At 36.8% G+C, this 23,313-nt stretch carries 24 protein-coding genes and 1 pseudogene; 8 read left to right on the top strand and 17 right to left on the bottom strand.

Translation table 11 applies throughout. From position 1 onward, the window contains the following. The first annotated feature begins 86 nt into the window (after positions 1 to 86). Positions 87 to 1,163: a sensor histidine kinase gene (locus J0L69_15355; protein MBN8694570.1), complete on the top strand. Its 1,077-nt coding sequence runs from the start codon at positions 87 to 89 to the stop codon at positions 1,161 to 1,163. After that, positions 1,156 to 1,848: a response regulator transcription factor gene (locus tag J0L69_15350; protein ID MBN8694569.1), complete on the top strand. Its 693-nt coding sequence runs from the start codon at positions 1,156 to 1,158 to the stop codon at positions 1,846 to 1,848. The genes J0L69_15355 and J0L69_15350 overlap by 8 nt, the downstream gene beginning before the upstream one ends. An 80-nt stretch (positions 1,849 to 1,928) precedes the next feature. Here the strand turns inward: J0L69_15350 and J0L69_15345 are convergent, their stop codons facing one another. The 5 genes and pseudogenes from J0L69_15345 to J0L69_15325 form a co-directional block, all read right to left on the bottom strand. Beyond that, positions 1,929 to 2,114 carry a hypothetical protein gene (locus J0L69_15345; GenBank protein ID MBN8694568.1) on the bottom strand — a complete coding sequence of 62 codons (186 nt, stop codon included), beginning with the start codon at positions 2,112 to 2,114 and terminating at the stop codon, positions 1,929 to 1,931. 3 nt (positions 2,115 to 2,117) lie between these two features. Further along, a complete protein-coding gene (locus tag J0L69_15340) occupies positions 2,118 to 2,546 on the bottom strand; it encodes a hypothetical protein (GenBank protein ID MBN8694567.1) in 429 nt (142 codons plus the stop codon). 134 nt (positions 2,547 to 2,680) lie between these two features. Further along, positions 2,681 to 2,761: pseudogene (locus J0L69_15335) on the bottom strand (DNA-binding protein HU). A 143-nt stretch (positions 2,762 to 2,904) separates the two neighbouring features. Beyond that, positions 2,905 to 3,123 carry a hypothetical protein gene (locus J0L69_15330; GenBank protein ID MBN8694566.1) on the bottom strand — a complete coding sequence of 73 codons (219 nt, stop codon included), beginning with the start codon at positions 3,121 to 3,123 and terminating at the stop codon, positions 2,905 to 2,907. Between the two features lie 39 nt (positions 3,124 to 3,162). Beyond that, positions 3,163 to 3,912 carry a hypothetical protein gene (locus tag J0L69_15325; GenBank protein ID MBN8694565.1) on the bottom strand — a complete coding sequence of 250 codons (750 nt, stop codon included), beginning with the start codon at positions 3,910 to 3,912 and terminating at the stop codon, positions 3,163 to 3,165. Positions 3,913 to 4,705: 793 nt separating this feature from the next. On the opposite strand from J0L69_15325, the gene guaA reads away from it, so the two are divergent. From guaA to J0L69_15305, 4 genes are read left to right on the top strand one after another with little or no spacing between them, the layout of a single operon-like run. Next, the gene (gene guaA, locus J0L69_15320) at positions 4,706 to 6,235 is read left to right on the top strand and encodes a glutamine-hydrolyzing GMP synthase (GenBank protein ID MBN8694564.1); all 1,530 of its coding nucleotides are present in this window, start codon (positions 4,706 to 4,708) and stop codon (positions 6,233 to 6,235) included. A gap of 51 nt (positions 6,236 to 6,286) precedes the next feature. Then, positions 6,287 to 7,975, top strand: coding sequence for a LysM peptidoglycan-binding domain-containing protein (locus J0L69_15315; GenBank protein MBN8694563.1), 1,689 nt, complete (start codon positions 6,287 to 6,289; stop codon positions 7,973 to 7,975). Then, positions 7,972 to 8,877 carry an oxygen-dependent coproporphyrinogen oxidase gene (gene hemF / locus J0L69_15310; protein MBN8694562.1) on the top strand — a complete coding sequence of 302 codons (906 nt, stop codon included), beginning with the start codon at positions 7,972 to 7,974 and terminating at the stop codon, positions 8,875 to 8,877. Before J0L69_15315 ends, hemF begins: the two co-directional genes overlap by 4 nt. Positions 8,878 to 8,932: 55 nt before the next feature. After that, positions 8,933 to 10,297 carry a SpoIIE family protein phosphatase gene (locus J0L69_15305; GenBank protein ID MBN8694561.1) on the top strand — a complete coding sequence of 455 codons (1,365 nt, stop codon included), beginning with the start codon at positions 8,933 to 8,935 and terminating at the stop codon, positions 10,295 to 10,297. Here the strand turns inward: J0L69_15305 and J0L69_15300 are convergent. From J0L69_15300 to J0L69_15275, 6 genes are all read right to left on the bottom strand, one after another. Further along, entirely contained in the window at positions 10,294 to 11,115 is an 822-nt protein-coding gene (locus J0L69_15300; GenBank protein MBN8694560.1) for a DUF4846 domain-containing protein, read from the bottom strand. The two genes, J0L69_15305 and J0L69_15300, sit on opposite strands and share 4 nt — an antisense overlap. A 114-nt stretch (positions 11,116 to 11,229) precedes the next feature. Then, on the bottom strand, positions 11,230 to 12,675 hold the full coding sequence (locus J0L69_15295; protein MBN8694559.1) for a DUF2807 domain-containing protein: 1,446 nt from the start codon (positions 12,673 to 12,675) through the stop codon (positions 11,230 to 11,232). Between the two features lie 18 nt (positions 12,676 to 12,693). After that, positions 12,694 to 13,356, bottom strand: coding sequence for a DUF2807 domain-containing protein (locus J0L69_15290; GenBank protein ID MBN8694558.1), 663 nt, complete (start codon positions 13,354 to 13,356; stop codon positions 12,694 to 12,696). A gap of 64 nt (positions 13,357 to 13,420) precedes the next feature. Continuing rightward, positions 13,421 to 14,500 carry a hypothetical protein gene (locus J0L69_15285; protein ID MBN8694557.1) on the bottom strand — a complete coding sequence of 360 codons (1,080 nt, stop codon included), beginning with the start codon at positions 14,498 to 14,500 and terminating at the stop codon, positions 13,421 to 13,423. Then, positions 14,497 to 14,982 carry an RNA polymerase sigma factor gene (locus J0L69_15280; GenBank protein MBN8694556.1) on the bottom strand — a complete coding sequence of 162 codons (486 nt, stop codon included), beginning with the start codon at positions 14,980 to 14,982 and terminating at the stop codon, positions 14,497 to 14,499. Before J0L69_15280 ends, J0L69_15285 begins: the two co-directional genes overlap by 4 nt. 145 nt (positions 14,983 to 15,127) lie before the next feature. After that, the gene (locus tag J0L69_15275; protein MBN8694555.1) at positions 15,128 to 17,002 is read right to left on the bottom strand and encodes a DEAD/DEAH box helicase; all 1,875 of its coding nucleotides are present in this window, start codon (positions 17,000 to 17,002) and stop codon (positions 15,128 to 15,130) included. Between the two features lie 217 nt (positions 17,003 to 17,219). Here J0L69_15275 and J0L69_15270 point away from each other — a divergent pair, with 217 nt between their 5' ends. Continuing rightward, complete coding sequence (locus tag J0L69_15270; protein MBN8694554.1) at positions 17,220 to 18,308, top strand: mannose-1-phosphate guanylyltransferase; 1,089 nt, start codon at positions 17,220 to 17,222, stop codon at positions 18,306 to 18,308. 18 nt (positions 18,309 to 18,326) lie between these two features. Here J0L69_15270 and J0L69_15265 read toward each other — a convergent pair whose 3' ends face one another. The 3 genes from J0L69_15265 to J0L69_15255 form a co-directional block, all read right to left on the bottom strand. After that, positions 18,327 to 18,734: a TM2 domain-containing protein gene (locus J0L69_15265; protein ID MBN8694553.1), complete on the bottom strand. Its 408-nt coding sequence runs from the start codon at positions 18,732 to 18,734 to the stop codon at positions 18,327 to 18,329. Positions 18,735 to 18,948: 214 nt separating this feature from the next. Next, on the bottom strand, positions 18,949 to 19,560 hold the full coding sequence (locus J0L69_15260) for a superoxide dismutase (protein ID MBN8694552.1): 612 nt from the start codon (positions 19,558 to 19,560) through the stop codon (positions 18,949 to 18,951). Positions 19,561 to 19,685: 125 nt separating this feature from the next. Then, positions 19,686 to 21,320, bottom strand: a complete 1,635-nt coding sequence (locus J0L69_15255; protein MBN8694551.1) for a S41 family peptidase — start codon at positions 21,318 to 21,320, stop codon at positions 19,686 to 19,688. A gap of 48 nt (positions 21,321 to 21,368) precedes the next feature. Here J0L69_15255 and J0L69_15250 point away from each other — a divergent pair, with 48 nt between their 5' ends. Further along, positions 21,369 to 21,815 (top strand): hypothetical protein, encoded by a 447-nt coding sequence (locus J0L69_15250; GenBank protein MBN8694550.1) that lies wholly within the window; start codon positions 21,369 to 21,371, stop codon positions 21,813 to 21,815. A 5-nt stretch (positions 21,816 to 21,820) separates the two neighbouring features. On the opposite strand, the gene gldD is transcribed toward J0L69_15250, so the two are convergent. The 3 genes from gldD to J0L69_15235 form a co-directional block, all read right to left on the bottom strand. Next, positions 21,821 to 22,435, bottom strand: coding sequence for a gliding motility lipoprotein GldD (gene gldD / locus J0L69_15245; GenBank protein MBN8694549.1), 615 nt, complete (start codon positions 22,433 to 22,435; stop codon positions 21,821 to 21,823). A 1-nt stretch (position 22,436) separates the two neighbouring features. After that, positions 22,437 to 22,832, bottom strand: coding sequence for a single-stranded DNA-binding protein (locus tag J0L69_15240; protein MBN8694548.1), 396 nt, complete (start codon positions 22,830 to 22,832; stop codon positions 22,437 to 22,439). A 192-nt stretch (positions 22,833 to 23,024) separates the two neighbouring features. After that, on the bottom strand, positions 23,025 to 23,313 hold a 289-nt coding region (locus J0L69_15235), incomplete at its 5' end, for a hypothetical protein (protein ID MBN8694547.1).

The raw sequence follows: 23,313 nt of genomic DNA, 5'->3' as shown, positions 1-23,313 counted from the left end.
TTTGGTCTATATACAGCATAATTCTATAGCTATCTCAAACGCAACGAGTAAAAACATTTACCTACCTTTACTTAGAAAACAAGAGAATGAATACACTTTTTAATAAACGATTTCAATTTTATTTATGGGTAGGATTAGCCTGGCTATCGATTTGGATTTTTAATGCTTCGCTGAGCAGTTCCAGAATATTTTTTCCTCAATCCATTAATGAATTATGGCGGGTCATTTTTCTTATCATTGCCAATTTTGTTTTCTTCGAATATGGTCTTCCTTTTATAGTTAAGAAAAGAACAACTGTCTTTTTTAATATCCTGATTGGGAGTTTTCTTGTAGCGATCCAATTTATTATTCTATCATTTGGTTTGTATGCTTGGAAGTATCTTGGAACACAGTTGCATGTTTTCACCACCTTAAGACATGTCAAGATAATTCCGGATACAGCCTTTTCTATAGTTATTGAAGATGTGATGTATCAAGCTCAGGGCGGTTTTACTTCACTTTTCTTTTTTGGAATTTCAAAACTCTTTTATGATAACTTCAAATTAAAACAAACCGCTCAGAAATTACGCCTCGAAAAACAAGAGGCAGAATTGAATTATCTCAAATCACAAACGAATCCTCACTTTTTATTCAACACACTAAATAATATTTACTCACTATCAAGAGACAAATCTGATTTAGCTCCGGAATCAATTTTACGACTTTCAAAGATCTTACGATTCATGCTGTATGAAACCAACGGAGAATTTATAACTGTAGAGCAGGAATTAGAAATTATTAGCGATTATATCGCGCTCGAAAAAATGCGTTACGACGATTCATTGCGTCTTAATTTCAATCAGAATATAGACGATTTGAAACAACCGTTACCACCCTTATTATTGATACCACTGGTTGAGAATGCCTTTAAGCACGGTGTTTCAGAAACAAGCGATAAGCCGGTAATTGATATTGATCTTTCCGTTAACAAGAAACAACTAATATTTTGCATAAAAAATTCTACAGAAAGCTCAAATGACGATAAAACTTTGAAGGAAAATATTGGACTTTCAAATCTTAGGCGACAACTGGAATTGCTTTATAAAGATTTTAGTTTGATCGTTGAGAAAAAGGAAGCTGAGTTTACTGCTACTTTAAAAATTAATTTGGCAAGCCATGGCTAAAATAAAGTGTATTGTAATAGAGGATGAGCCATTGGCAACTAAGATCTTGTCTGATTATATTTTTCAAGTTCCGTTTCTTGAACTTCAGGCAACATTTAAAAGTGCTTTACTTGCTACTGAATTTTTGCGTGATAATTCCACCGAACTTATTTTCTTAGATATTCATCTGCCTAAATTGAAGGGCATGGCATTTTTAAAAACGCTGTCACATCCGCCTGCTGTAATTATTACAACTGCTTACAATCAATACGCTGTTGAGGGTTTTGATTTGAATGTGACTGACTACTTGCTAAAACCATTTGCATTTGAACGCTTCTTAATAGCAGTTAACAAGGTAAAGACAAAACAAATCGAAATTACTGAAAGGAAAGAAAACATTGAGACAAAGGATTCTGTTTTTATAACTGTTCAGAAAAAGAAAGTTAAGATTCTATTCTCAGAAATTGTTTACATAGAGAGCCAGCGCGAATATATTAAAATTGTAACAACAAAAAAGGAATTCATTCCAAAGATGAGCACGCACGAGATTGAAAGCATTTTACCGACAAGTCTATTCAAGCGGGTTCACCGTTCATTCATAGTATCAATTAGCAAAATTGAATCGTATACATCTGAAATCATTGAAGTGAGTGGCGCATCAATTCCAATTGGCAGGGATTATAGAGGTATCATTGAGAATTTATAGATGCCAATTATAAGCACAAAAAAAGCCGCCCGGTCCCTGAGTTTATCGAAGGGGGGCGGCTTTACTATTTGCCTTTAAAGTCACTTTCGCGGTTTAACCAACCATTTCAGCAGCACCGATACCGAAAAGCTTACCACAGCTCCAAGAGCAGCAAGGATAGCTGTTTTAATTATGTCAGATGAACCTATGTTCACCAATACGGTCAAGGCCGTTCCTGAAACAGTGCCCGCAATCGTTCCGGTAGCTATGTGATGATTCCCGCTCACAAACTACGCTTCGGAAGTTTTGTTTGTGTAGAAGCTTTCGGTTGTTGCACATTGTGCATCGCACTTGTTCTCGATTTTCAACGTCAACCAATCTTCGTTTTTGATTTCCTCTGCACCTTTATCATTCTTGCTGATTTTGGCGTTTGTGGCAATCACATCTTGGGTGGTTCCATTCTTTAGCAAACGCCCTTTAAGATCCAATTCCACTTCGGTGTTCTTTTCATAATCACCCGTTGATGTCGAATTGTAGTTCGCCTCTAATTGGGATGTTCCGCAATCGCTTCCTTTGAAAGTAAGCCTCTCTTCGGTCATTGCATCGCGGCCACCGAATACGGTTTTTAATTTTCCTTGTCCTTCAAACACGTTTCCGTTTTGAAAATTTGTTGCTTTCACGTCAATCATAACGTTAATGCCTGTTTTTGCTTTTTCCATGCTGTCTTTTTTAAATAATTAATTGTTTATAGTTCCGGCTCAATGGCTTTGAATGTTCTTAGTTTTATTCTCGCTTCAATAGATGTATCTGCTGCTCGCCCTGCATCGGCCTTGCTTAACTTGGCTCCCATGCTTACTGCGTCAATTATTCCGGCATCAGCCTTTGTAAGTTTCGCACTTGCAGCTATTGCATCTATCAATTCAATTTTGTTCATTTCAACTTCCACATCCACCGAAACATTTTGATTTGTTTCCGTGTTCTCGCAAACATTTACGTTCACGATCACTGTTACTTTGTTTTTGCTGATGTTTCTCCAAAATTTCTTTATCGCCATCAACAACGATTCTAATAGCGCTTTCATTTTTCAGCGCCTCCTTCGCATACTACTGCTTGGCTAACAGCCGTCGCTACGCTTCCGGCTACTATAACATAGCTTGCAGCAGTAATAACGGCCGCCGGTAAAGCCACAGGAGCCGCTATAACAGCGCCTCCTGCAGCAGCCAGTATTAAGCCAATAGCACGTAGTTTTTTGAAGAATTTTGGAGTTGGAGCACATAAACGTTCCACAACATTCATTTCTCCCGATGATTTTCCTCTGTTCATAGCATTTCCTCCTTAAGCTACTTCCACAATCGCAAGTGAGTTGTGCGCACCGTTTTTAAGTGAATACTGAACTAAGTTTACCATCTGGAAAAACTCTATCTGTAATAGATATATGTCTGTTCCTGCACCTGCTGGAGTACCAGTTGGTGTCAAAACAACGTTTGATGATACTGCATTGATTGGAAGATTCACTACGTTGGAGTTGAAGATCTGAATGGCTCCTGTAGCAAAGTTAATTCTCGCCCACGCACCTTTAAAAGTTACATGAGTTGCACCCGGTGGTGCGGCAATCTCATCAATTGGCACGAGCCCATTAATAGTGATCACACCTGTACCGGTATTAACAGTGAAAGGATTGTACAATACGCTTCCTAGTATTGCACGGTTATTGAAGTTAAAGCCCTTCAAAAGAAGCTTTGCGGCTGGTAAAGCGATCGCTACGCCTACATTTCTTAAACCGCGGGCACTTGTCGCATCCAGGTTCTTGATGTCTGTCATCACCTTAGTTAATCGTGATACAACACGATTATCCGCAGCAGTGTTTAGCATCGAAAAGAGGGCAGATCGTAAGGTCTTACCGGCAGCCGCAGAAGAACCAAATTCAGCGCCGTTTTCGCGCGTTCTAACGAACGCTGGGTCGCTAGCGATACGTTCACCGCTCACGCCCCCTTTTTCGCGCGCCAAATGGCCATCCTGCGTTTTATAGAAGGAAATATCTCCGATTTTCCCTTCTATCTTGATGATGCCTTTTTGTCTTGCCATTTTATAATGGTTTTAAGGATTAGTAATTGATTGAATTTATAGTTGCAACATCTCCCGGATCTTTATCGCGAATAAAATCCATTCGATACCACAAAATTATTTTGAGATCATACTCGTTTAACGTTGCGTGTCCGCAGCATACTCTTTAGTCCGTTTTGGGTTGCTTTGCCTGTTTTATATAACACTTAGTCCATATACCTTTGAAGTATGTCAAAGGCGTATATAAAGCATGGATAAGGTATGAGCGGAACCAAAAGAGTATGTATCTATCCAAAAGATGTGGTTCGGATCACCGGAAAAAGCGAAAGATATGCCCGAAGGCTACTAAACCGCATCAAAAAACACTATGAAAAGGCCAGTCACCAATTCATAACCGTTAGTGAATTCTCCGAATTTACCGGGATCGATAAGCCAGCTATAGAGGAAAACCTTGTTGATTAAAATCCATTTATTTTGATACAAAATGTTGCAATACGGCAAAACCCGCATTATATTTGAAGAAGATTTTACGTTCTTTCAATCAGCATTAAATTGTATTAAAACGAGTTTTTGTGAGTGAGATTTCTTAGGATATCCGAGAGAAATAATCACCCCCAAACTATTGATATAGCGATATTTTCCGATATTTCGGGCGTTTGGCCACCCCGACAAAAAACACAAGCCTTTCACGTAGTGAGAGGCTTTTTTATTTTCGAACGTCAAAAGCTGTTTTTAGGATGTTTATCTATTCTTAAAAATTAGTTCTTTTTGGCTAAAATTACCTCTTAATAAATTGTATTTTTGTTAATTCATTATGCAAGAACAAATTTTAATCCTCGACTTTGGTTCTCAATACACACAATTAATAGCCAGAAGGTTACGTGAGCTAAATGTGTACTGCGAAATCCATCCTTACAATAAAATCCCAAAAATAACCTCTGATATAAAAGGTGTTATACTTTCAGGTAGTCCGCATAGCGTGCGCGAAGAAAATCCGCCAAAGCCGGATTTATCAAACATCAAAGGTAAAATGCCTTTATTAGGTGTATGTTATGGCGCACAATATTTAGCTCATTTTTATGGTGGTGAAGTGGGGAAATCTAATTCACGTGAATACGGACGCGCGCATTTACAATTTGTTGATTCAAAGAATAAATTATTCAATAATATTTTTGAGGGCTCACAAGTTTGGATGAGTCATGGTGATACTATTTTAAAAACGCCTTCTAATTATAAAATTATTGCAAGTACACATGATGTGAAAGTGGCAGGATACCAAATTGAAGGTGAAGATACCTACGCTATTCAGTTTCATCCTGAAGTGTATCATAGCACCGATGGACAACAATTGCTGAAGAACTTTGTATATGATATTTGTAAATGCAGTGGTAACTGGACACCTGCTTCCTTTATCGAAACAACCATTAGTGATTTGAAAAAACAAATCGGCGATGATAAAGTGATTTTGGGTTTATCTGGCGGTGTTGACAGCAGTGTGGCGGCCGTATTATTACACAAAGCCATTGGCGCTAATTTGCATTGCATTTTTGTGGATAATGGTTTGTTGCGTAAAGATGAATTTAACAGCGTATTGGATTCATATAAGCACATGGGCTTAAACGTGAAAGGTGTGGATGCGAAAAATGAATTTTACTCAGCTTTAAAAGGTGTATCGGATCCTGAACAAAAAAGAAAAATTATCGGTAAGGTTTTTATTGACGTATTTGATAAGGAATCTAAATTGGATAAGGAAGCGAAGTGGTTAGGACAAGGAACTATTTATCCGGATGTGATTGAAAGTGTTTCTGTAAAAGGTCCGAGTGCAACTATTAAATCACATCATAATGTGGGCGGATTACCTGACTTCATGAAATTACAAGTGGTAGAGCCATTACGTAGTTTGTTTAAAGATGAAGTGAGAAGAGTAGGTCGCGCCTTGGAAATTGACGATAATATTTTGAATCGTCATCCGTTCCCGGGTCCGGGTTTAGCGATTCGTATCTTAGGTGATATCAGTGAGCAGAAAGTGAAAATATTACAAGAGGTGGATGCCATATTTATTAATGGCCTAAAATCTCACGATTTATATAATACGGTTTGGCAAGCAGGTGCGATTTTATTAAACGCGCAGAGTGTTGGTGTAATGGGTGATGAGCGTACATATGAGAATGTAGTGGCGCTGCGTGCAGTATCTTCTACAGACGGTATGACAGCCGACTGGGTGCATTTACCATATGAGTTTTTAGCGAAGATGTCGAACGAAATTATTAATAAAGTACGTGGCGTTAATCGCGTGGTGTATGATATTAGTTCAAAACCACCGGCAACTATTGAGTGGGAGTAGTAGGGGAAAGGTGAAAAGTATAAGGAGTAAGAAGAAAGTATAAGAATGAAAATGATTAGATTTAAAAGAACATATGCAGTAAGTACATTGACTTTTGTATTTATGTTTTTGTCTTTTCTTATACATGCACAGGAGAAATCTACTGATATACGAACCATCAATAATAAAAAGTATTACATTCATAAAGTTGAGAAAGGACAGAGCCTTTACGCTATTTCGAAAATTTACGGCACGGATGTGAATGTTATTTTGGCCGACAATGATGAGGCTATTGATGGCATTAAGGCAGGGCAGGAGTTAAAAATCCCGTTCGACTTAAAGCCTGCTAATTCAGTTAAGCCAATTACCAATAATACAAATTCAACTAATCTCGATACGAATCGTTACGTTTATCATAAAGTGGTAAAAAAGGAAACGATTTATTCTATTTGCAAGCAATATGAACTAACAAGCGCGCAATTAGAAGCTTATAATCCTTCCATAAGTTCAGGCATTAAACCCGATCAGATGTTGATTGTGGGCGAGAAGAAAAATTTCGGTAAGGCGAACGCACAAATTAAAGCCATCACTTTTAATGGCAATGGAAACAATACACCCGTTTTGCAAGACAGTACAATTTCTAAACCAAAGGATAAGAAAGAAAAATACAACATTGGTTTAATGTTGCCTTTTAAAATAGATGAATCGGAGTTGTTAGATCCGGGTGTATTAACGCAATCCAAAGCAAACTTTCCGCAGTTGCAATCGTATTCCGTAGATTTTTTATTAGGATTTCAGAAAGCAATGGATTCATTGAAGAGTGCTGATTGCAAAGTGGAAACGTTTATTTATGATGTTGATGATAAGGATTCGGCGAAAATTGAAAACTTGTGCAAGAGCAATGAGTTTAAATCACTTGATTTGATCGTAGGTCCGGTTTATCCTTCCGGTTTCAAAACTGTTTCCGCTTACGCCAAACAATATTCTATCCCATTGGTTTCTCCTTTTACGCAACAGAATAAAATTCTATTTAAAAATAATTTAGCTTCCAAAACAAATCCATCTCAGTTTACGTTAATGGAAGCGTTGGCTGAGTATTGTATTGATTCGTGTAAAGGAAACTCAGCAGTGTTCATTGTCAATAATGGAATGCTGAAAGAACAACAGTATGTAAAAGCATTTAAAAATTATTACAACGAACGATTGAAACAATTAAATATATCTTTAAAAGACAGTGTGGTTGAGGTAAAAGGTTTGGCAGGCGCGAAGGCTAAGTACGTTGAGGGTAAGAAAAATATTTACGTTTTATTCAGCAACAATCAAGTTTATTTAGCGGATTTTGTAACGCAGTTGGCGGTTTGGTCAGATAAAAAGGATGTAGTGTTAGCAGGTTGGCAAAATGTAACGCAAACGGATAATATTGATCAGGAATATCTCAACCGTGTTAATTATACTTTTCCTTCACAAAACAACATTGTTAACTTAAAGGCGTATTCAAGTGCCATTTTAAGTTATCAAACCGAAATGTCGTCAGATCCTTCCGATTATTATTTCATGGGTTTTGATATCGCTCAATATTATTTAACGCATTTAAAGCAGCACGGTCCTTCCTTTATAAGTGAGTTAGACAAATATCCGTTTGATGGGAATTTTTTGCGATTTAAATTTTTTCATCCGGACGCCACAACAGGATTTGAAAATCGCGGTGCCTATATTTTCCGTTATAGTAATTATCAGTTATACCGCAGTCAGTGGAAATAAACAAAGACAATATTGCCAATTGGTTAATGCAATTGCAAGATTCTATTTGTTCGGCGCTTGAAAAGGCTGACGGCAAATCAAAATTTTTAGAAGAGAAATGGGAGAGAGCTGAAGGTGGCGGCGGAAGAACCCGTGTAATGAAAGATGGTGCTGTCATTGAAAAAGGCGGTGTCAATTTCTCAGCAGTTCATGGGAAAACACCGGAATTCTTATTGAGAGACAAAGAGCATAGTTCGGCTGATAAAAGTGCATCGGAATTTTTTGCTACAGGAGCCTCCATTGTGATTCATCCGAATAGTCCTATGTTGCCGATTATTCATATGAATATTCGTTATTTCGAGATGACCGGTGGTGTGAAGTGGTTGGGTGGTGGAATAGATTTAACACCGCACTATGTAGTGGAGGACGATGCGAAATATTTTCACGGTGAATTAAAAAAAGTTTGCGACAAGCATCATGCAAATTATTACACGAAGTTCAAAAAATGGGCGGATGATTATTTTTTTATAGCGCACCGTAATGAAACACGTGGTATTGGCGGAATATTTTTTGACCGTTTAAATGAGGGAGATGGCATGAGCTTTGAAAAAAATCTTTCATTCTGGAAAGAAGTTGGTGAAGCTTTTGCTCCGATATATGTAGAACTGATCCGTCGTAATAAAAATAAATCTTTTACCGAGCGTCATAAGCAATGGCAATTGCTGCGCAGAGGGCGTTACGTTGAATTTAATTTAGTGTACGATAAAGGAACTAAGTTCGGACTGGAAACAAACGGTCGTATCGAATCTATATTAATGAGTTTACCCAAATTCGCTAGCTGGGAATATAATTTTGTACCGGAGATAAATTCTGAAGAGTCCAAAACACTTTCTTTATTGAAGAAGGAAATCAATTGGGTTTAATTTAATCCGCATACTTGCAAATTATTTTAACTTTATTACATTTATGTTATCATAAATGAAGGAATCAATTATAAATCATTGGCACAAATTATCACGTATTGGCTTACGGGAGGATGAGTCCGTAATGGAATTTCGTGAGGTAATTCTTATTAATAGATTAATGATTTTTATTCCGCTTATTATGGCGGTTTATATTCCTATAGAAATTTTTATTAACGGGTTAAAAATGATTTATGCCGTTTCGTCTATGGTTTTTTTGTTTATGGCAACTTTGGTTTTTCATCAGTACCGGTGGTTTAAATTCGCGAAATATTATTTGTATTTAATTAGCTCTTTGTTTATAGTTTTTATGGGAGTTTCTGTGGGTAAAGGAATAAATAATCATGTCATGTTTATGCCTATCCTGCTGGTAGGAGTAATCATATTTAAAACTAATGTCGATAGGGGCGTTATTTTTATGATTACAACATTCTTTTATTTATTGCAGCAATATCTGTTTAATTACGTAAGCCCTATAGCGGATATTTCAATTGAGGTAAGAGCTAGTTTTACCATTGTTTTCTTTATAATGGGTATGTTAATTGTATTTATCGTAGGTTATTATTTTATGGGAATCAATAAGGAATATGAGTCTATTATCGTTTCCCAAAAAGAGGGACTTGAGTTAAAAAATAAAGAGATTACAGATTCTATTACGTATGCTAAGCGAATTCAAAAGGCAATTTTGCCAAGCGAGGAAATTATTGCTTCTCATTTAAGGGAGTATTTTGTTTTATACATGCCAAAGGATGTGGTGGCAGGGGATTTTTACTGGATAGAAAAAGTAGGTGATGTGGTATTGTTCGCGGCTGCTGATTGTACCGGACATGGAGTTCCGGGCGCAATGATGAGTGTTGTATGTAATAACGCGCTTAATCGTTCGGTTCGTGAAAGTAATTTGACAGATCCCGGAAAAATTTTGGATAGCACGCGAGAAATAATCATAGATGAATTGAGTAAGAGTGGAGAAGATGTGAAGGACGGAATGGATATTTCTTTGGCCGCTCTCAATACTAAGTCACTCGAGTTAAAGTGGGCGGGAGCGAATAATCCGTTATGGTTATTGAGAGATAATACTATTGTAGAATTTAAAGCCGACAAGCAACCTATTGGCAGGCATATTAATTCCACACCCTTTACAACGCATGCTACTCAATTGCACAAAGGAGATTTCATTTATATTGCATCAGATGGTTTTCAAGATCAGTTTGGCGGACCAAAGGGAAAAAAGTTTAAGGCATCGCAATTAAAAGAATATTTAATGAACAACGCCAGCAAAAATCTTCAGCAACAAAAGGATTCTCTAAGGGAGGCGTTTTTAAAATGGAAGGGCAACAATGAACAGATAGATGATGTGTGCGTTATTGGCGTAAGAGTTTAATCCTTAAACCGCATTAATTCATCTTTACTGAAGGTCCATTCGGGAGTTTTCAATTCATTTCCGAAATTCACGTTGTACCAAGGACTCATTATAGGCTCGTTAAAATTTTTCAGTACATGAATGCTTTGCGCGGGCATATAGCTTTGTGCAATGGTAAACATAATATGTCCGGTTAACTTGTTTTTTACGACGTCCATAACTGTAACGGCATGTCCGGGCGAGCCGCCTTTTATAAATACATCACCGGGTTTAATGTCTTTGATGTTTTTAACCGGCACAAGTTCTTTGCTTAATGATAAAGAGCCTGCATATGTGTAAACTAATTCAAGGTATTTTTTAAACGTTTCATACGAATAATCAACTCCCGCGGTTTTAGTCCATTTATTGGTTTTAGGATTAAAACGATAACCTTCCGCATAATTCACAAATTCTGCTCTTACCCCATTGGTGAAATTGAAATGTATTTTACTGAATTGTAAAGAGTGATATAGGTACTCGGCATGAATTCGCATCACTGCATCGGCACACTGTTGCAAATCTTTTTTGCCGATGTCATAATCTACAACAGCATCATAAACATCCTGACGGTTTTTTAACTGGCCGTTGTACAAGTAAACTTTTTGGCCGGCCGGTTTTAAAGGTAAAGAGCGCAGAAATTCATCATATGTAGTAGAAGTATCGTTGATTCTTTCGAAACTATGCGGTGCTTTGATGCGGTCTTTTAAAGTTTTTCCACTTGGATTAATAAACTCAACAGAAGTTTGTGAAGTGCAGCTTGCAATGCAAAGCGTCATTAAAAGTGTACCGAGTAATCGCATAATCAAAATTAAAAAAACCGATGAATAATTCGGGATTTAAATTGAAAATATTCGTTAAATAAAAACCCCGCGAATTTCTCCGCGGGGTAACACACAAAACTTGAAAAATGGAACTTAGTTGAAATTGATTAGTCTTACGCCTACACTGAAGGGGTAAAGTTCAGGCCCCTTATTTTGTTTAAACATTTCATTTAAATTTGATTGAGCAAATAAGGTTACATTACCATAACCCACACTTACGTAACCGGCAAACTGAAACGGATTCATGTTGTAGCTGTCGTTACGGGTATTTTTAAAGGTATCACCATTTTTTACAACAATTTGTTTGGTTCTTCCGCCTAATAAATACTTTCCAACTATCCCAACGCAAACATGAAATGCCTTTTTCGGATTGGAGCTTGTGTTGAAGTCAAGCAATAATGGTACTTGCACGAAGTAAGAGCTTAAACGGTTTTTCTTATAGCTGAATGTATTGGTTGAATCTACATTTCCCCAGGTGAAAGAACTATCAGCATTTAACTTTACTTTGTTTTCGAAGTGATACAGATTCATGTCGAATCCTAAACCGGTAGCAAGGTTAACATAGTTTTTATAGATGTGAATGTTTTGCTGGAATAAATTGATTTGCCAGTTAAATGAGCGTGTATAATCCAGTTCCATGTAATTGTGTGGTTTATCAATCGAGAAGTCGTAATTTGGTGCGGTATAGCCGGCAACACCGAAGAATACGCCGTTCCAGTGACGGAAAGCCTGACTGCGTTCACGGGCGGAGTGAATGCTGTCGATTTTATGGTCGTCATCGGCAATGATAATTTTCTTATTACCCCAATTAAAACTTGTGCTTGATGAGTCTTTACCGGTCACTTTTTTTTGTGAATCGTCCGGCGCAATTTTTACAATTTGCGATGAGGAAGAACCTTCTGCCGAAACTTCTTTAGGGTCGCCTTTAAATTTAATGCTACTCGCGCCGGTTGCGTTGGCGCGTAGTTTTTGTGAAGAGAAAATTTTAGCTGTAGAAGCACCAGATGCGGTAACGTCTACGTTTTCGTTCATTAATTTGTAAGATTTTAAACTGGATGCGCCACTCACATCTGCATAAAGATTTTTATTGGTTCCGCTTAAATTAACCTGTGATGCTCCGGCAGCAATTGTTTTTATGCTGCGTGTTTCGCAATCGATGTTAATATTACTTGCGCCTGAAGCTTCAATGGTTAAAGAGTCAGCTTTTAAATTTCCGATTGTTTTAAAATTTGTTGCACCCGATAAAGAAAGATTATTTAAAGTATTACCGGTGATTCTGATTTTGTAAGACCCTTTAATGGTACCGCTGGCTTTAATAAAAAGTGTATTGTCGCTCACTTTGGTTTCAATGTTATTGAATTCACTTTCGTTGGCTTCAACAGTCAGACTTAAAGTATCCGACTGGCGATAAGAAATGGTTGGAGCACCTGAGGCGTCAATTTTTGTAAAGCTGCTTATTTCGCGGGTTTGTGAGCTTTGAGCGTTTAGTCCGCATGCAGTGATGGCTGCAATGGCTGTAAGTATGTATTTTGCTTTCATAATATTTTTATATAATGTTTAGTTATTTACGGATGTTTCTTTTCTTAAAATTTCAGTGGGATTACCATTGTACTTAATATCGCTGGCTCCGCTTGAGTTAGTGACTAATTTTTGTGAGGCATACACCTTTGCAGATGAAGCGCCACTGGCTGTTACCAATGTGTTTTGAGAAATCAAATCACCGGCTTTTAAACTAGATGCGCCACTTAAGTCGGCCACTAATTCAGTAGTGTTTCCACTCAATTTAATATTGGAAGCGCCTTCCATTTCGCTGATTACTTTTTTCGCGCTTAAAGGCATCTCCACTGAACTCGCTCCTTTAGCAATAATTGAGAACGTTTCTGCTTTTACCGGTGCAGGAGCCTTGAAGTTAGAAGCACCTGACATATTTAAAGCATCTAATTGCGGACTTGTGATTTTAATTTTAAAGGAATGTTTGTAATTACCATTGGCTTTTACATACAGTACATTTCCCTTAACAACAGTTTCAATGTTTTTAATTTCATTTGCATCGCCTTCAATAATTAAAGAAGTTGTATTGCTATTTTCGTAAACGATGCTTGCAACCCCGGTAGCGTTAATTTTAGTAAAGTTACTGATGTTACGTTTATCCGTGTTTTGTGCACAAGCCGCAAAGGTACTTACAAAGGCGAGTGACAGTAATATGTTTTTTGTATTCATAGTTTAATGTTTTTAATTCGGCCGTTTAGTAATAAGACGAACGGTGATTAAAAAAAGTTACAGCTTAATTGAATTTATTTTTATAAACTGTAAAATTACCTACCGATAAAGTGTACTCTTCGGTATCGCCATGAACGTTTTCAGTGGCATTAAGTGTTTTTACACCCATTTGATTCAGATTCTTTAACGCTTTACGAGCACGATCGAATAATCCTTTTTTCTCGGTATTGCTCGCTACGGCTTTTTCATCTTCATCATAAGCTTGCTCGGTGATGATGTATGCTTTTTTATTTTTTACTTCAGAAGAAGGAGCAATTTCATTGATTGTATTATTGGCGCTCACGCTTGAAGTATTTAAAGAGGCGATTGCATTATTTTCTGAAGGAGTAACACTGTTATTGTTTACAATAACTTCAGGTTCTGTTACAGTGGCTGAGTTAGAACCAATGCTTGTATTTTTGATTTTATTCTTTAAGCTAACATTAGCAAGCGTGTTTTTAGTAGTATTAACAGAGTTTTCGGTTTCTGATGCGGATTCACTCGCAGTATTTGTGTTTTCTTTATTTTCATCGGAATTAAGCGGCGCGATTGTGTTGGTATTTAAAACTTTTACTTCGCTTAATTCTTGTCCGCTATTATTTTCAACATTAAAGAAACGGAACATAAACACAAAGGTTACCAATAATAATAAAGCAGCAGCCATAGATAAAGTTTGACGGCTGAATAACCAGATAACTTTTGCCTCTTTCTTTAAATCGCTTTTGTTTTCAAATACAATATTCAGTTCAGGTTGTAAAATTGTTTTCTGAAACAAGCCTAATTCTTTTTTAACTGAAGGGTATTGAGAAGCTAATGATTCTATTTTGTTTTTTTCTGCAGCAGATAAATTATTCTCTATATAATCAACATATTCTTCATCGCTTACAAGTGGTGTAATTTCTTTTTTAAGATTATTCTTGTTTTCAAAAGTAACGTTTGCAGCTTCCAGCTCTACCAATTCCAACTCACTTAAATCGATGTTTAATTCAGGATGTAAAACAACAAACTGTTGTAATAATGCAGTATCAGCTTTACTTAAATTGCCTTCCATATAGTCGAGCAAGTAAGCTTCATAATTTTCTAATGTGATGTTTGCCGCTTTCATATTACAACCTCCATTTTACCAATGTAATTTTTCAGAAACTGACGTCCTCTGAAAATATAAACTTTAACCTGACTCTCGCTTAAATTGGTAATTTCACCAATCTCAGCATAATCGTAACCTTCGTAGTCGCGCAGCATAATCACTGTCTTTTGAATTTCAGGCAACTTATCTAAAGCTTCATTTAGAATAGCTTTTAAGTCGCTATAGTTTTTTTCGTAAGCTAAATTGTGCTCCTGAACTTCATTAAAACTGCCTTGTTTTTTTGCACGACGCGTGTAATCGATTAAAGTGTGGTATCCGGTAGTAAATAAATATGATTTTGCTTTTTCAGCTTCAACCTGATCTACCTTACGCCACATTTTTTCGAAAGTATCCTGTACAATATCGCGCGCAGCATCCTTATCCTTAATATGCTTCAAGATGAAGCGATACAAAGCATCCGAATGTGTATCCACGCAGTTATTATATTCGGTTACGGTCATTTACAGTAATAAGACGTATGGTAAAGAGGTTTTGTTACAGCAAAAATAGAATATATTTGAAATTTATATCGCTAAATATCAATTATTTACGTTAAAAAATGAAAAACCCCGGCTTTTGGCTCGGGGTTTTTAAAGGTATTAAAATTTATTTCTTGGCGTAGCGTTGTCTTCTGCTTAAGCCATCACGCGAACCAAATGATTTTTTTTCTTTAGAGTCGCCATCACGCTTTTTGTCGCCATCGCGTTTCTTATCGCTGAACTTTTTATCGCCATACGATTTCTCTCCGTATTTTTTGTCGCCGAATTTTCTATCGCCACCTGATGATTTGCGGTCGCCAAATGATTTACGATCGCTGTATTTTCTGTCACCACCGCCTGAACGGCCGCCTCCAAATTTTCTATCGCCACCACCTGAGCCGCCGCTACTTTCTTTGTAACGTTTTTCGGAAATTTCAAGAGATACTTTACGGTTATTAAATTCAATGCCGGATTTATTCACCGACATGAAATCATCAACGAATTTACTTTCGGTTTCAAAAAACGAAAAACTGTTTTTAACGTCTACATTAAATACCATACGCGAATGTACTTTTGCTGATTCAGCTAAAAACTCTTTCAAAGAATTTTTATTAAAGCCATCCATCATACCAACATTTACGAAGAAGCGTTTCGTTTTATTGTTGTTTCCACCGTCTTTCGCTGAATTTAAATCAGGCGCATTTTGGTAGTAGTCATAGAAACGGTTAAACTCTTCTGAAATAAATCGTTTAATGATTTCTTCCTTACTAAGGTCTTTTAATTCCTCATAAACTTTTGGTAAATATTTTTCGATGTCTTCATCACGAACTTCTACATCGTGTAATTTTTTCACCAAGTGAAACAATTGTTTTTCGCATACTTCAACTCCATCAGGAATTGGCGCGCTTTCAAACTTTTTGTTTAGGATACGTTCAATGTCTTTAATTCTTCCGGTTTCTTTCGGAGTAATAATAGCGATTGACATACCTGAACGACCCGCACGTGCTGTACGTCCGCTTCGGTGCGTATAATTTTCTACATCTTCCGGTAAATTGTAATTGATAACGTGTGTAATATTATCCACATCAATACCACGTGCGGCAACATCGGTAGCCACTAACATTTGTAAAGTGCGGTTACGGAAACGTTTCATTACAAAATCACGTTGCGATTGCGATAAATCACCATGTAAAGCATCAGCGCTGTAACCATCTTTAATTAAAGCATCGGCTACTTGTTGGGTTTCTGCTTTGGTACGGCAAAATACCATTCCGAAAATTTCCGGATAGAAATCGGCAATACGCTTTAATGCTAAATAACGATCGCGTTGATTTACTAAATAATAAATATGTTTAATGTTTTCTGCACCTTCATTACGCTTACCCGCGCTTATTTCAGCAGGATTGCTCATGTAGTTACGCGCAATGCGTTCTACTTCTTTAGGCATAGTAGCGCTAAATAACCAAGTGTTTTTAGTAGAAGGCGTTTGTTCAAGAATAACATCTAAGTCATCTTTAAAACCCATGTTCAACATTTCATCCGCTTCATCCAGTACAACGATGTTGATGGTTTGTAATTTTACCGCACGGCGTTCAATTAAATCAACTAAACGTCCGGGTGTAGCAACAATAATTTGTACTCCGTTTCTAATTTCGTTAATCTGATTTACAATACTAGAGCCGCCATATACAGCTGTAATATTTAAACCTTTAACGTATTTACCGAAGTTTTTTAAATCGTTGGTAATTTGTAAACACAATTCGCGCGTTGGCGCTAAGATTAATGCTTGCGTATCTTTATCGCTTGCATCAATAGTGTTTAAAATAGGAAAACCAAACGCGGCAGTTTTACCGGTTCCTGTTTGTGCTAATGCAACAACATCGGTTTGCGTTGTAGTTAACAACGGAATAGATTGTTGTTGAATAGGCGTAGGATTTGTGTAGCCAAGATCTTTAATGGCTTGCATAAGGCTTGCGTGAAGCCCTAGTTCTTCAAAAGTCATAATTTTTATTTTAGATTAAACATTAACTGCTTCAGAAAATTCAACTCCGCAGTTAATGCCATACGGCCGACAAAATTCGCTCGAGTTAAACTCACTAAACAGTGATTTCGGGCACAAAGATAGGTTAATAAAACCCAAATACCTAATCTTTTACGTTTTAGTAACAATTTTAGACGGAATTTACACTGTAATTTTTATATTTTTGCGACTCGAACTTATGAAGAATCACTATGCAATAATTATGGCCGGCGGCGTTGGTACACGTTTTTGGCCAATGAGCACTAGCTCTCACCCTAAACAGTTCTTGGATATTTTAGGGACAGGTCGCACTTTATTGCAACAAACCTATGATCGATTATTGCGTGTTTGTCCGAATGAAAATATTTTTGTGGTAACGAGTTCTTCGTATGAAGAGCTGTGTAGTACGCAACTTCCTAAATTACCAAAGCAAAATATTTTATGTGAACCTTCTCGTAAGAACACTGCGCCTTGTGTGGCGTATGCTTCTTATAAAATTCATAAGATAAATCCAAAAGCCATAACAATCGTAGCACCAAGCGACCATTTAATTACAAAAGAAGATACGTTTGTGAAAGCCATTAATTCTTGTTTTGCAAAGGCCGAGAAAGAAGATTGTTTGGTAACCTTAGGAATTAAACCTACTCGTCCGGATACCGGATATGGCTATATTCAGTTTATAGAATCCGATAAAAAGGAAAAGGATAAGCGTATTTATAAAGTAAAAACATTTACTGAGAAGCCTGACCACGATATGGCAAAGTTTTTCATGGAGAGTGGCGACTTTTTATGGAACTCAGGAATTTTTATTTGGAGCACAGAGAGTATTACCAAAGCAATGGAAACTCACGATCCTGAATTAGCGAATGTGTTTAAAGAAGGATGGGATGATTACAATACAAAGAATGAAGCAGCTTTTATAAAAAAGGCATACAATACCTGTAAAAATATTTCTATCGATTATTCGGTGATGGAAAAAGCGAAGAATGTTTATGTACGTTCTTCTATCATCGGGTGGAGCGACTTAGGCACCTGGGGTTCTTTATATACGCATTTAAAACACGATGATAATAAAAACGCTATTGTAGGTAAAAACGTAATGCAGTACGATTGCAATAACTGCATTGTACAAGTACCTAAAAACAAATTAGTGGTGTTACAAGGTTTGGAAGATTATATTGTGGTAGAGTCGGAAGATGTATTGATGATTTGCAAAAAGCAGGACGAGCAGCAAATACGAAACTTTGTGAATGATGTGAAGGTGCAAAAGGGCGAGAATTACGTTTAAAGTTCTGTTTTAACCCGACTATTTCACCCACATTAATACTTTATCGTTATTCTTGTAAGAATCAAAATCCTTATCAAAAAGTATTACAAAAAAATCTACCAGAGGTAGTATTCCGAATATCCCGCCTAAGCTGGCGATATACGCTACAGGTACATAGGGTTTGGTTCCTAAATAAATTCGATGCAATCCAACAATCCCAAACGGAAACGGAAATGCTAAAAGAGCTGCCGTTAATTTTTGTCGGTTGAATTGTTTTTCTCTTAAGCGTTTTAAAATCGGAAGCGGTCTTTCTTTTTCTAAGTTTTTAAATTCAATCACACTTACTTCAGTAACGGTATGACAACTATCCCAATAAACAATAACCCCATTGTCTGCATTTATCTTTGCGCAAAGAAGGGTGAAAAGTATGAGAATGATTTTTTTCATTTTAGATCGAGTCAACGGTATGCTTATGAATCATATTTTATGTCAGTTCGAGCGGAGTCGAGAACTATCAGGCCGCGTCTCGACTCCGCTCGACGTGACACGTTAATCAAAAATAAAAAAGGGATTGTCGCGAAAACAATCCCTTTTTTAAAAGATTAAACAATTTAATGTTATTCAAAATGAACTTAGCGCCAGTCCTGAGCTTGTCGAAGGATTATTTCTTAGCCGCTAAATAAAGTTCGTTTACTTTATTCCAGTTAATAACATTAAAAAATGCGCTGATATAATCCGGACGACGATTTTGGTAATGTAAGTAATAAGCGTGTTCCCACACATCCATTCCTAATACCGGCGTGCCTTTACAAGTGTCAGGTAAATCCATTAAAGGATTATCTTGATTAGGCGTAGAGCATACTGCTAATTTTCCTTCTTTTACGCATAACCAAGCCCATCCAGAACCAAAACGTGTAGCACCTGCTTGAGCAAATTGAGTTTTGAAATTATCGAATGATCCAAATTCAGCTTCAATCGCTTTTCCAACTTCATTGGTTGGTACACCACCAGCGTTTGGAGCCATGATGTTCCAGAATAAAGTATGGTTGTAATGTCCGCCACCATTGTTACGAACAGCCACCGGATACTTAGAAATATTTTTACAAATTTCCTCGATGCTTAATTTTTCCGCATCTGTTCCTGTAACTGCAGCATTTAAATTGGTTACGTAAGCATTGTGGTGTTTTCCATGATGTATTTCCATGGTACGCGCATCGATATGCGGCTCCAACGCATTAAATGCGTAAGGTAATTTTGGTAATTCAAAAGCCATATTTTTTTGTTTTTAAAGGTTAATAAATGAATACCCGAAGTTAGGTATTAATTGAGTTTTTAAAAATTAAATTATGATAAAAACCATAAAGTGTTAGTTACTTAATTAAACACTTTTAAACTACTTTATGGTTTTTCAAGAACTTCAACCGCTTTTTTAATGCTATTGTCGGTTTGGTTAATGATAGGATAATAAGCGTCTTTATCAAAAAGGTTTCGGCCAATAAGTGCTTTAAGCAGCTGTTTTAGATTGGTTTTGCTTTTCTCAAATTCAGCTTGAGTTCCTTCTACTTTTTTGTTTTTCGAAAAAGTAAAAAACTCATTCATCACGTTATCGTTTAGGGTATAATTACTTACAAATTTATCCGCCGAGTAGGCTTTCAGCAATTCGGCACGATGTTTATCACAATATTCAAAAGCAAACGTATTAATGACACCCGCATAAAAAGCCCGGTTTACGAATGGAGTGTATTTTGCTGTGTCAAGTGGTACAAAAATATCAGGCATAATTCCGCCGCCACCGTAAACAATTTTCCCTCCCGGTGTAATGTATTGCTTACTCTTATCAAGTTTAGAGCTATCGGCATGTACTAATTCTCCGTCGTTGTATCTTTCGATTTCTTCATTGTAATACGCTTCATTGCCTTCGTCATAAGGTTTTTGAATACACCTTCCGGTTGGTGTGTAGTAACGCGCAATAGTCAGGCGAATGGCAGAGCCATCCGGTAAATCCAACTGATCTTGCACTAAACCTTTTCCAAAGCTACGACGGCCAATTATGGTCGCGCGATCATTATCCTGAACTGCACCGGCTACAATTTCGCTGGCACTGGCACTTCCTTCATCAATTAAAATTACAAGCGGATTATTTTCAAAACTTCCATGTGTACTGGCTTTATAAGTTTTTTTAGGGTTGGCACGACCTTGCGTGTATACAATTTGCAGACCGTTAGTTAAAAATTCGTCGGCAATATCTACGGCTGCTTTCAAAAATCCTCCCGGGTTACCACGTAAATCCAAGATTAATTTCTTCATCCCTTTAGTGCTTAAATCATTAAAAGCTTTGAGATATTCATCGTAAGTTGTAGAAGCAAATCGGCTAACTTTTATATAACCGATGCCGGGTTTAACCATATAGGAAACATCAACGCTGTAAAGTGGAATTTCATCGCGTGTAATACTGAAGTCGATTGTTTTTTTAACGCCGCTTCTTAAAACAGTAACAACAACAACCGAGCCTTTTTCTCCACGAAGTTTATCAAACACTTCCTTATTCGTTATTTTTACACCGGCTACATTTTTCCCGTCTACCTTTATGATTTTATCACCGGCTTTTACACCAAGCTTTTCGGATGGTCCGCCGGCAATGGGAGTAATGACACGAATGGTATCTCCGTAAATATTGAATTCTATACCTATGCCTTCAAAATTACCTTGTAAAGATTCATTCACATGTTTAAAATCTTCGGCGGGAATATAATCAGAGTGCGGATCAAGACTCTTCAACATGGATGTAACCGTTTTTTCCACTAATTGTTTTTTGTTAATGGAGTCAACATATTGTTCTTCTATATAATCTAATAAATTATTGATTTTACGATACGGATTGCTTTTACCCGGCATCGAGTTATCGCTGATAATTGTATTTTCGAAGGAGAAAAAATAACCCGCGAAAATCCCAATAACCAAAACAATTGAAAAGTAAAGTGGAAGCAAGGGGTTGCTCTTAGGTTTTACTTCGTTTTGGTTGAGTTCCTGCATTTTTGTAAATTTGTGTAAAGGTAATGCTTTAACAGGAAGTAATTGTAAATGTTTTTCCCTAAAAAAATAAAAATTGTATCAGCGCTTGTAATCTGCTTGCTAGTGGTTTTGTCGTGTAAAAAGAAGGCGCAGCAAGTGAATAACAGTAATATTCCGTACACGCCTGTTAATCTTAATATTTATCCAAATGACCCATTAAATTTTAAATTGCAAACTGCCGGAGGTTGGATGTATTTTAATGGTGGTATACACGGAATTATTGTTTACAGGAAATCACAAACAGATTTCGTAGCATTGGAGCGTGCTTCAACTTACGACGCTGATAATTTTGAAGCACGCGCAAAGGTTCAATCAGACAATTTCACATGTAGGGATACCATAAGCGGATCAAAATGGCAAATTGTAGATGGCGCTGTAATGTCAGGACCAGCCACCTTACCATTAAAACTTTACGGAACCAGTTTTGATGGTAATACCTTAAGGGTTTTTAATTAATCAAATTATTTTTTCGCAACAGATGGGGTGGATTTCCACTCGCATGTTTTTACGAGATGTAAAATATCTTCGCGTAAAAAATCAATCACGATTTTAAGTGAATCGATGTTCGGAACTGCATCAAAATATAGAGCGCCTCTTAAAAAATGATGTGTGCTGTCGGTAAGATAAAACTGAACGGATGAAGCAGTGTTACCGGCAATATCGTAAACTAAACCATACACTTTGGCGCTGTCTCTTATCACTAAAGATTCATCTAAACCGGTTGCTTTAATTTGATGACGGATAGCAAAATTGCGGGAGTCTTCCAGAAAAACGTTGAGGTCATTATTTACCGCTTTATAACTTAAGTGAATCGTTGCTCCGAATTTCGGAAAGCTGATATTATACCAACAAGGCTCTGCGTTTTTATGTTTATCATTACTTATAGTTGCATAGGCAGGAATTTCGAAACGATAAGGGCAAGTTGTATCGAAAGAAATGTATTTCTTTTCCGGAAAATCAATTTTAAAATAACCACGCGGTTTAGGCGAATAAATTTTATCATCTTCATCTTCGCATGCGGTTAGCAATAAACAAGGAGTAAGGAGTGCTAAAAAATATTTTAAGAATGTTTTCAAATTAAAATGGTAAATCACTGCTGTTTGTGCCTTCGTTAGAATCTCCGGAATTTTGTTGATTTTGATCGCGGCGTTGTAAAATTACAAATTGGTCGGCAACAATTTCAGTGGTACTGCGTTTGTTTCCGTCTTTATCATTCCATTGTCGGGTTTGCAATCTGCCTTCAATATAAACCTGCATACCTTTTTTTAAAAGTTTTTCGGCTGTTTCTGCAAGCGTGCGCCACATGACAATGTTATGCCACTCGGTTTGATCAATGCGATTACCGTTTTTGTCTTTAAATGATTCGGAAGTTGCAAGACTAAAATTTACACGGGCGATATTCCCTTCCAGATATTTTAATTCAGGGTCCTTACCCAAGTTTCCAATTAAAATGACTTTGTTTACACCTGCCATAGTATGAAGTACGTTTTGATTAACACAAACAACAACATAAAAATCATCAAAAACAAGTTTGTGAATTGGAGAGTGGTAATATTTGCCGGTTAGAGTAAATTTTAGCCGTTTTTAGTAAAATATTGGTCGAAATTTTGAACGATTTAGTAGTTGATTTTTAATGATTTGCTTGAAAAACAAGTTTTTTTCGAATTATTTTCTCAAAAAATTTTGCGGAATGAGATTTCGTTCATACTTTTGCCACCCCGTTTTATGCGGGACGTTAATTTGAAGTATTGAGAAAGGGTTTTTGATGAGTAAGGGCGGTTTAAGAGACGGCCAACTGTTCATCTGAAATTGCTGACTTAAATATACACGTTCATTGAAGGAAATGATTGCCAAAAATGTAGCAGGTAATTTGTTGAAGAAACGATTATCACATGAAGATGATATTAGTTGAGAAACTGATTCATCATACCCTTGAGGGATTGTGTTTAGACAT

This window comes from Bacteroidota bacterium, assembly GCA_017303905.1.
Classification (GTDB): domain Bacteria; phylum Bacteroidota; class Bacteroidia; order B-17B0; family Aurantibacillaceae; genus JAHEYG01.
This window is presented reverse-complemented; position numbering and strand designations above follow the sequence as displayed.

What these genes read in the sequence shown, in the direction of transcription:
- J0L69_15250 (MBN8694550.1), top strand. Translation starts at nt 21,369, where the DNA reads ATGTTTTTCCCTAAAAAAATAAAAATTGTATCAGCGCTTGTAATCTGC.
- J0L69_15305 (MBN8694561.1), top strand. Translation starts at nt 8,933, where the DNA reads ATGAAGGAATCAATTATAAATCATTGGCACAAATTATCACGTATTGGC.
- J0L69_15255 (MBN8694551.1), bottom strand. Translation starts at nt 21,320, where the DNA reads ATGCAGGAACTCAACCAAAACGAAGTAAAACCTAAGAGCAACCCCTTG.
- J0L69_15330 (MBN8694566.1), bottom strand. Translation starts at nt 3,123, where the DNA reads ATGAATGTTGTGGAACGTTTATGTGCTCCAACTCCAAAATTCTTCAAA.
- J0L69_15280 (MBN8694556.1), bottom strand. Translation starts at nt 14,982, where the DNA reads ATGACCGTAACCGAATATAATAACTGCGTGGATACACATTCGGATGCT.
- J0L69_15270 (MBN8694554.1), top strand. Translation starts at nt 17,220, where the DNA reads ATGAAGAATCACTATGCAATAATTATGGCCGGCGGCGTTGGTACACGT.
- J0L69_15350 (MBN8694569.1), top strand. Translation starts at nt 1,156, where the DNA reads ATGGCTAAAATAAAGTGTATTGTAATAGAGGATGAGCCATTGGCAACT.
- J0L69_15300 (MBN8694560.1), bottom strand. Translation starts at nt 11,115, where the DNA reads ATGCGATTACTCGGTACACTTTTAATGACGCTTTGCATTGCAAGCTGC.
- J0L69_15325 (MBN8694565.1), bottom strand. Translation starts at nt 3,912, where the DNA reads ATGGCAAGACAAAAAGGCATCATCAAGATAGAAGGGAAAATCGGAGAT.
- J0L69_15290 (MBN8694558.1), bottom strand. Translation starts at nt 13,356, where the DNA reads ATGAATACAAAAAACATATTACTGTCACTCGCCTTTGTAAGTACCTTT.
- J0L69_15265 (MBN8694553.1), bottom strand. Translation starts at nt 18,734, where the DNA reads ATGAAAAAAATCATTCTCATACTTTTCACCCTTCTTTGCGCAAAGATA.
- J0L69_15260 (MBN8694552.1), bottom strand. Translation starts at nt 19,560, where the DNA reads ATGGCTTTTGAATTACCAAAATTACCTTACGCATTTAATGCGTTGGAG.
- J0L69_15340 (MBN8694567.1), bottom strand. Translation starts at nt 2,546, where the DNA reads ATGGAAAAAGCAAAAACAGGCATTAACGTTATGATTGACGTGAAAGCA.
- J0L69_15285 (MBN8694557.1), bottom strand. Translation starts at nt 14,500, where the DNA reads ATGAAAGCGGCAAACATCACATTAGAAAATTATGAAGCTTACTTGCTC.
- guaA (MBN8694564.1), top strand. Translation starts at nt 4,706, where the DNA reads ATGCAAGAACAAATTTTAATCCTCGACTTTGGTTCTCAATACACACAA.
- J0L69_15240 (MBN8694548.1), bottom strand. Translation starts at nt 22,832, where the DNA reads ATGGCAGGTGTAAACAAAGTCATTTTAATTGGAAACTTGGGTAAGGAC.
- J0L69_15295 (MBN8694559.1), bottom strand. Translation starts at nt 12,675, where the DNA reads ATGAAAGCAAAATACATACTTACAGCCATTGCAGCCATCACTGCATGC.
- J0L69_15355 (MBN8694570.1), top strand. Translation starts at nt 87, where the DNA reads ATGAATACACTTTTTAATAAACGATTTCAATTTTATTTATGGGTAGGA.
- J0L69_15275 (MBN8694555.1), bottom strand. Translation starts at nt 17,002, where the DNA reads ATGACTTTTGAAGAACTAGGGCTTCACGCAAGCCTTATGCAAGCCATT.
- J0L69_15315 (MBN8694563.1), top strand. Translation starts at nt 6,287, where the DNA reads ATGATTAGATTTAAAAGAACATATGCAGTAAGTACATTGACTTTTGTA.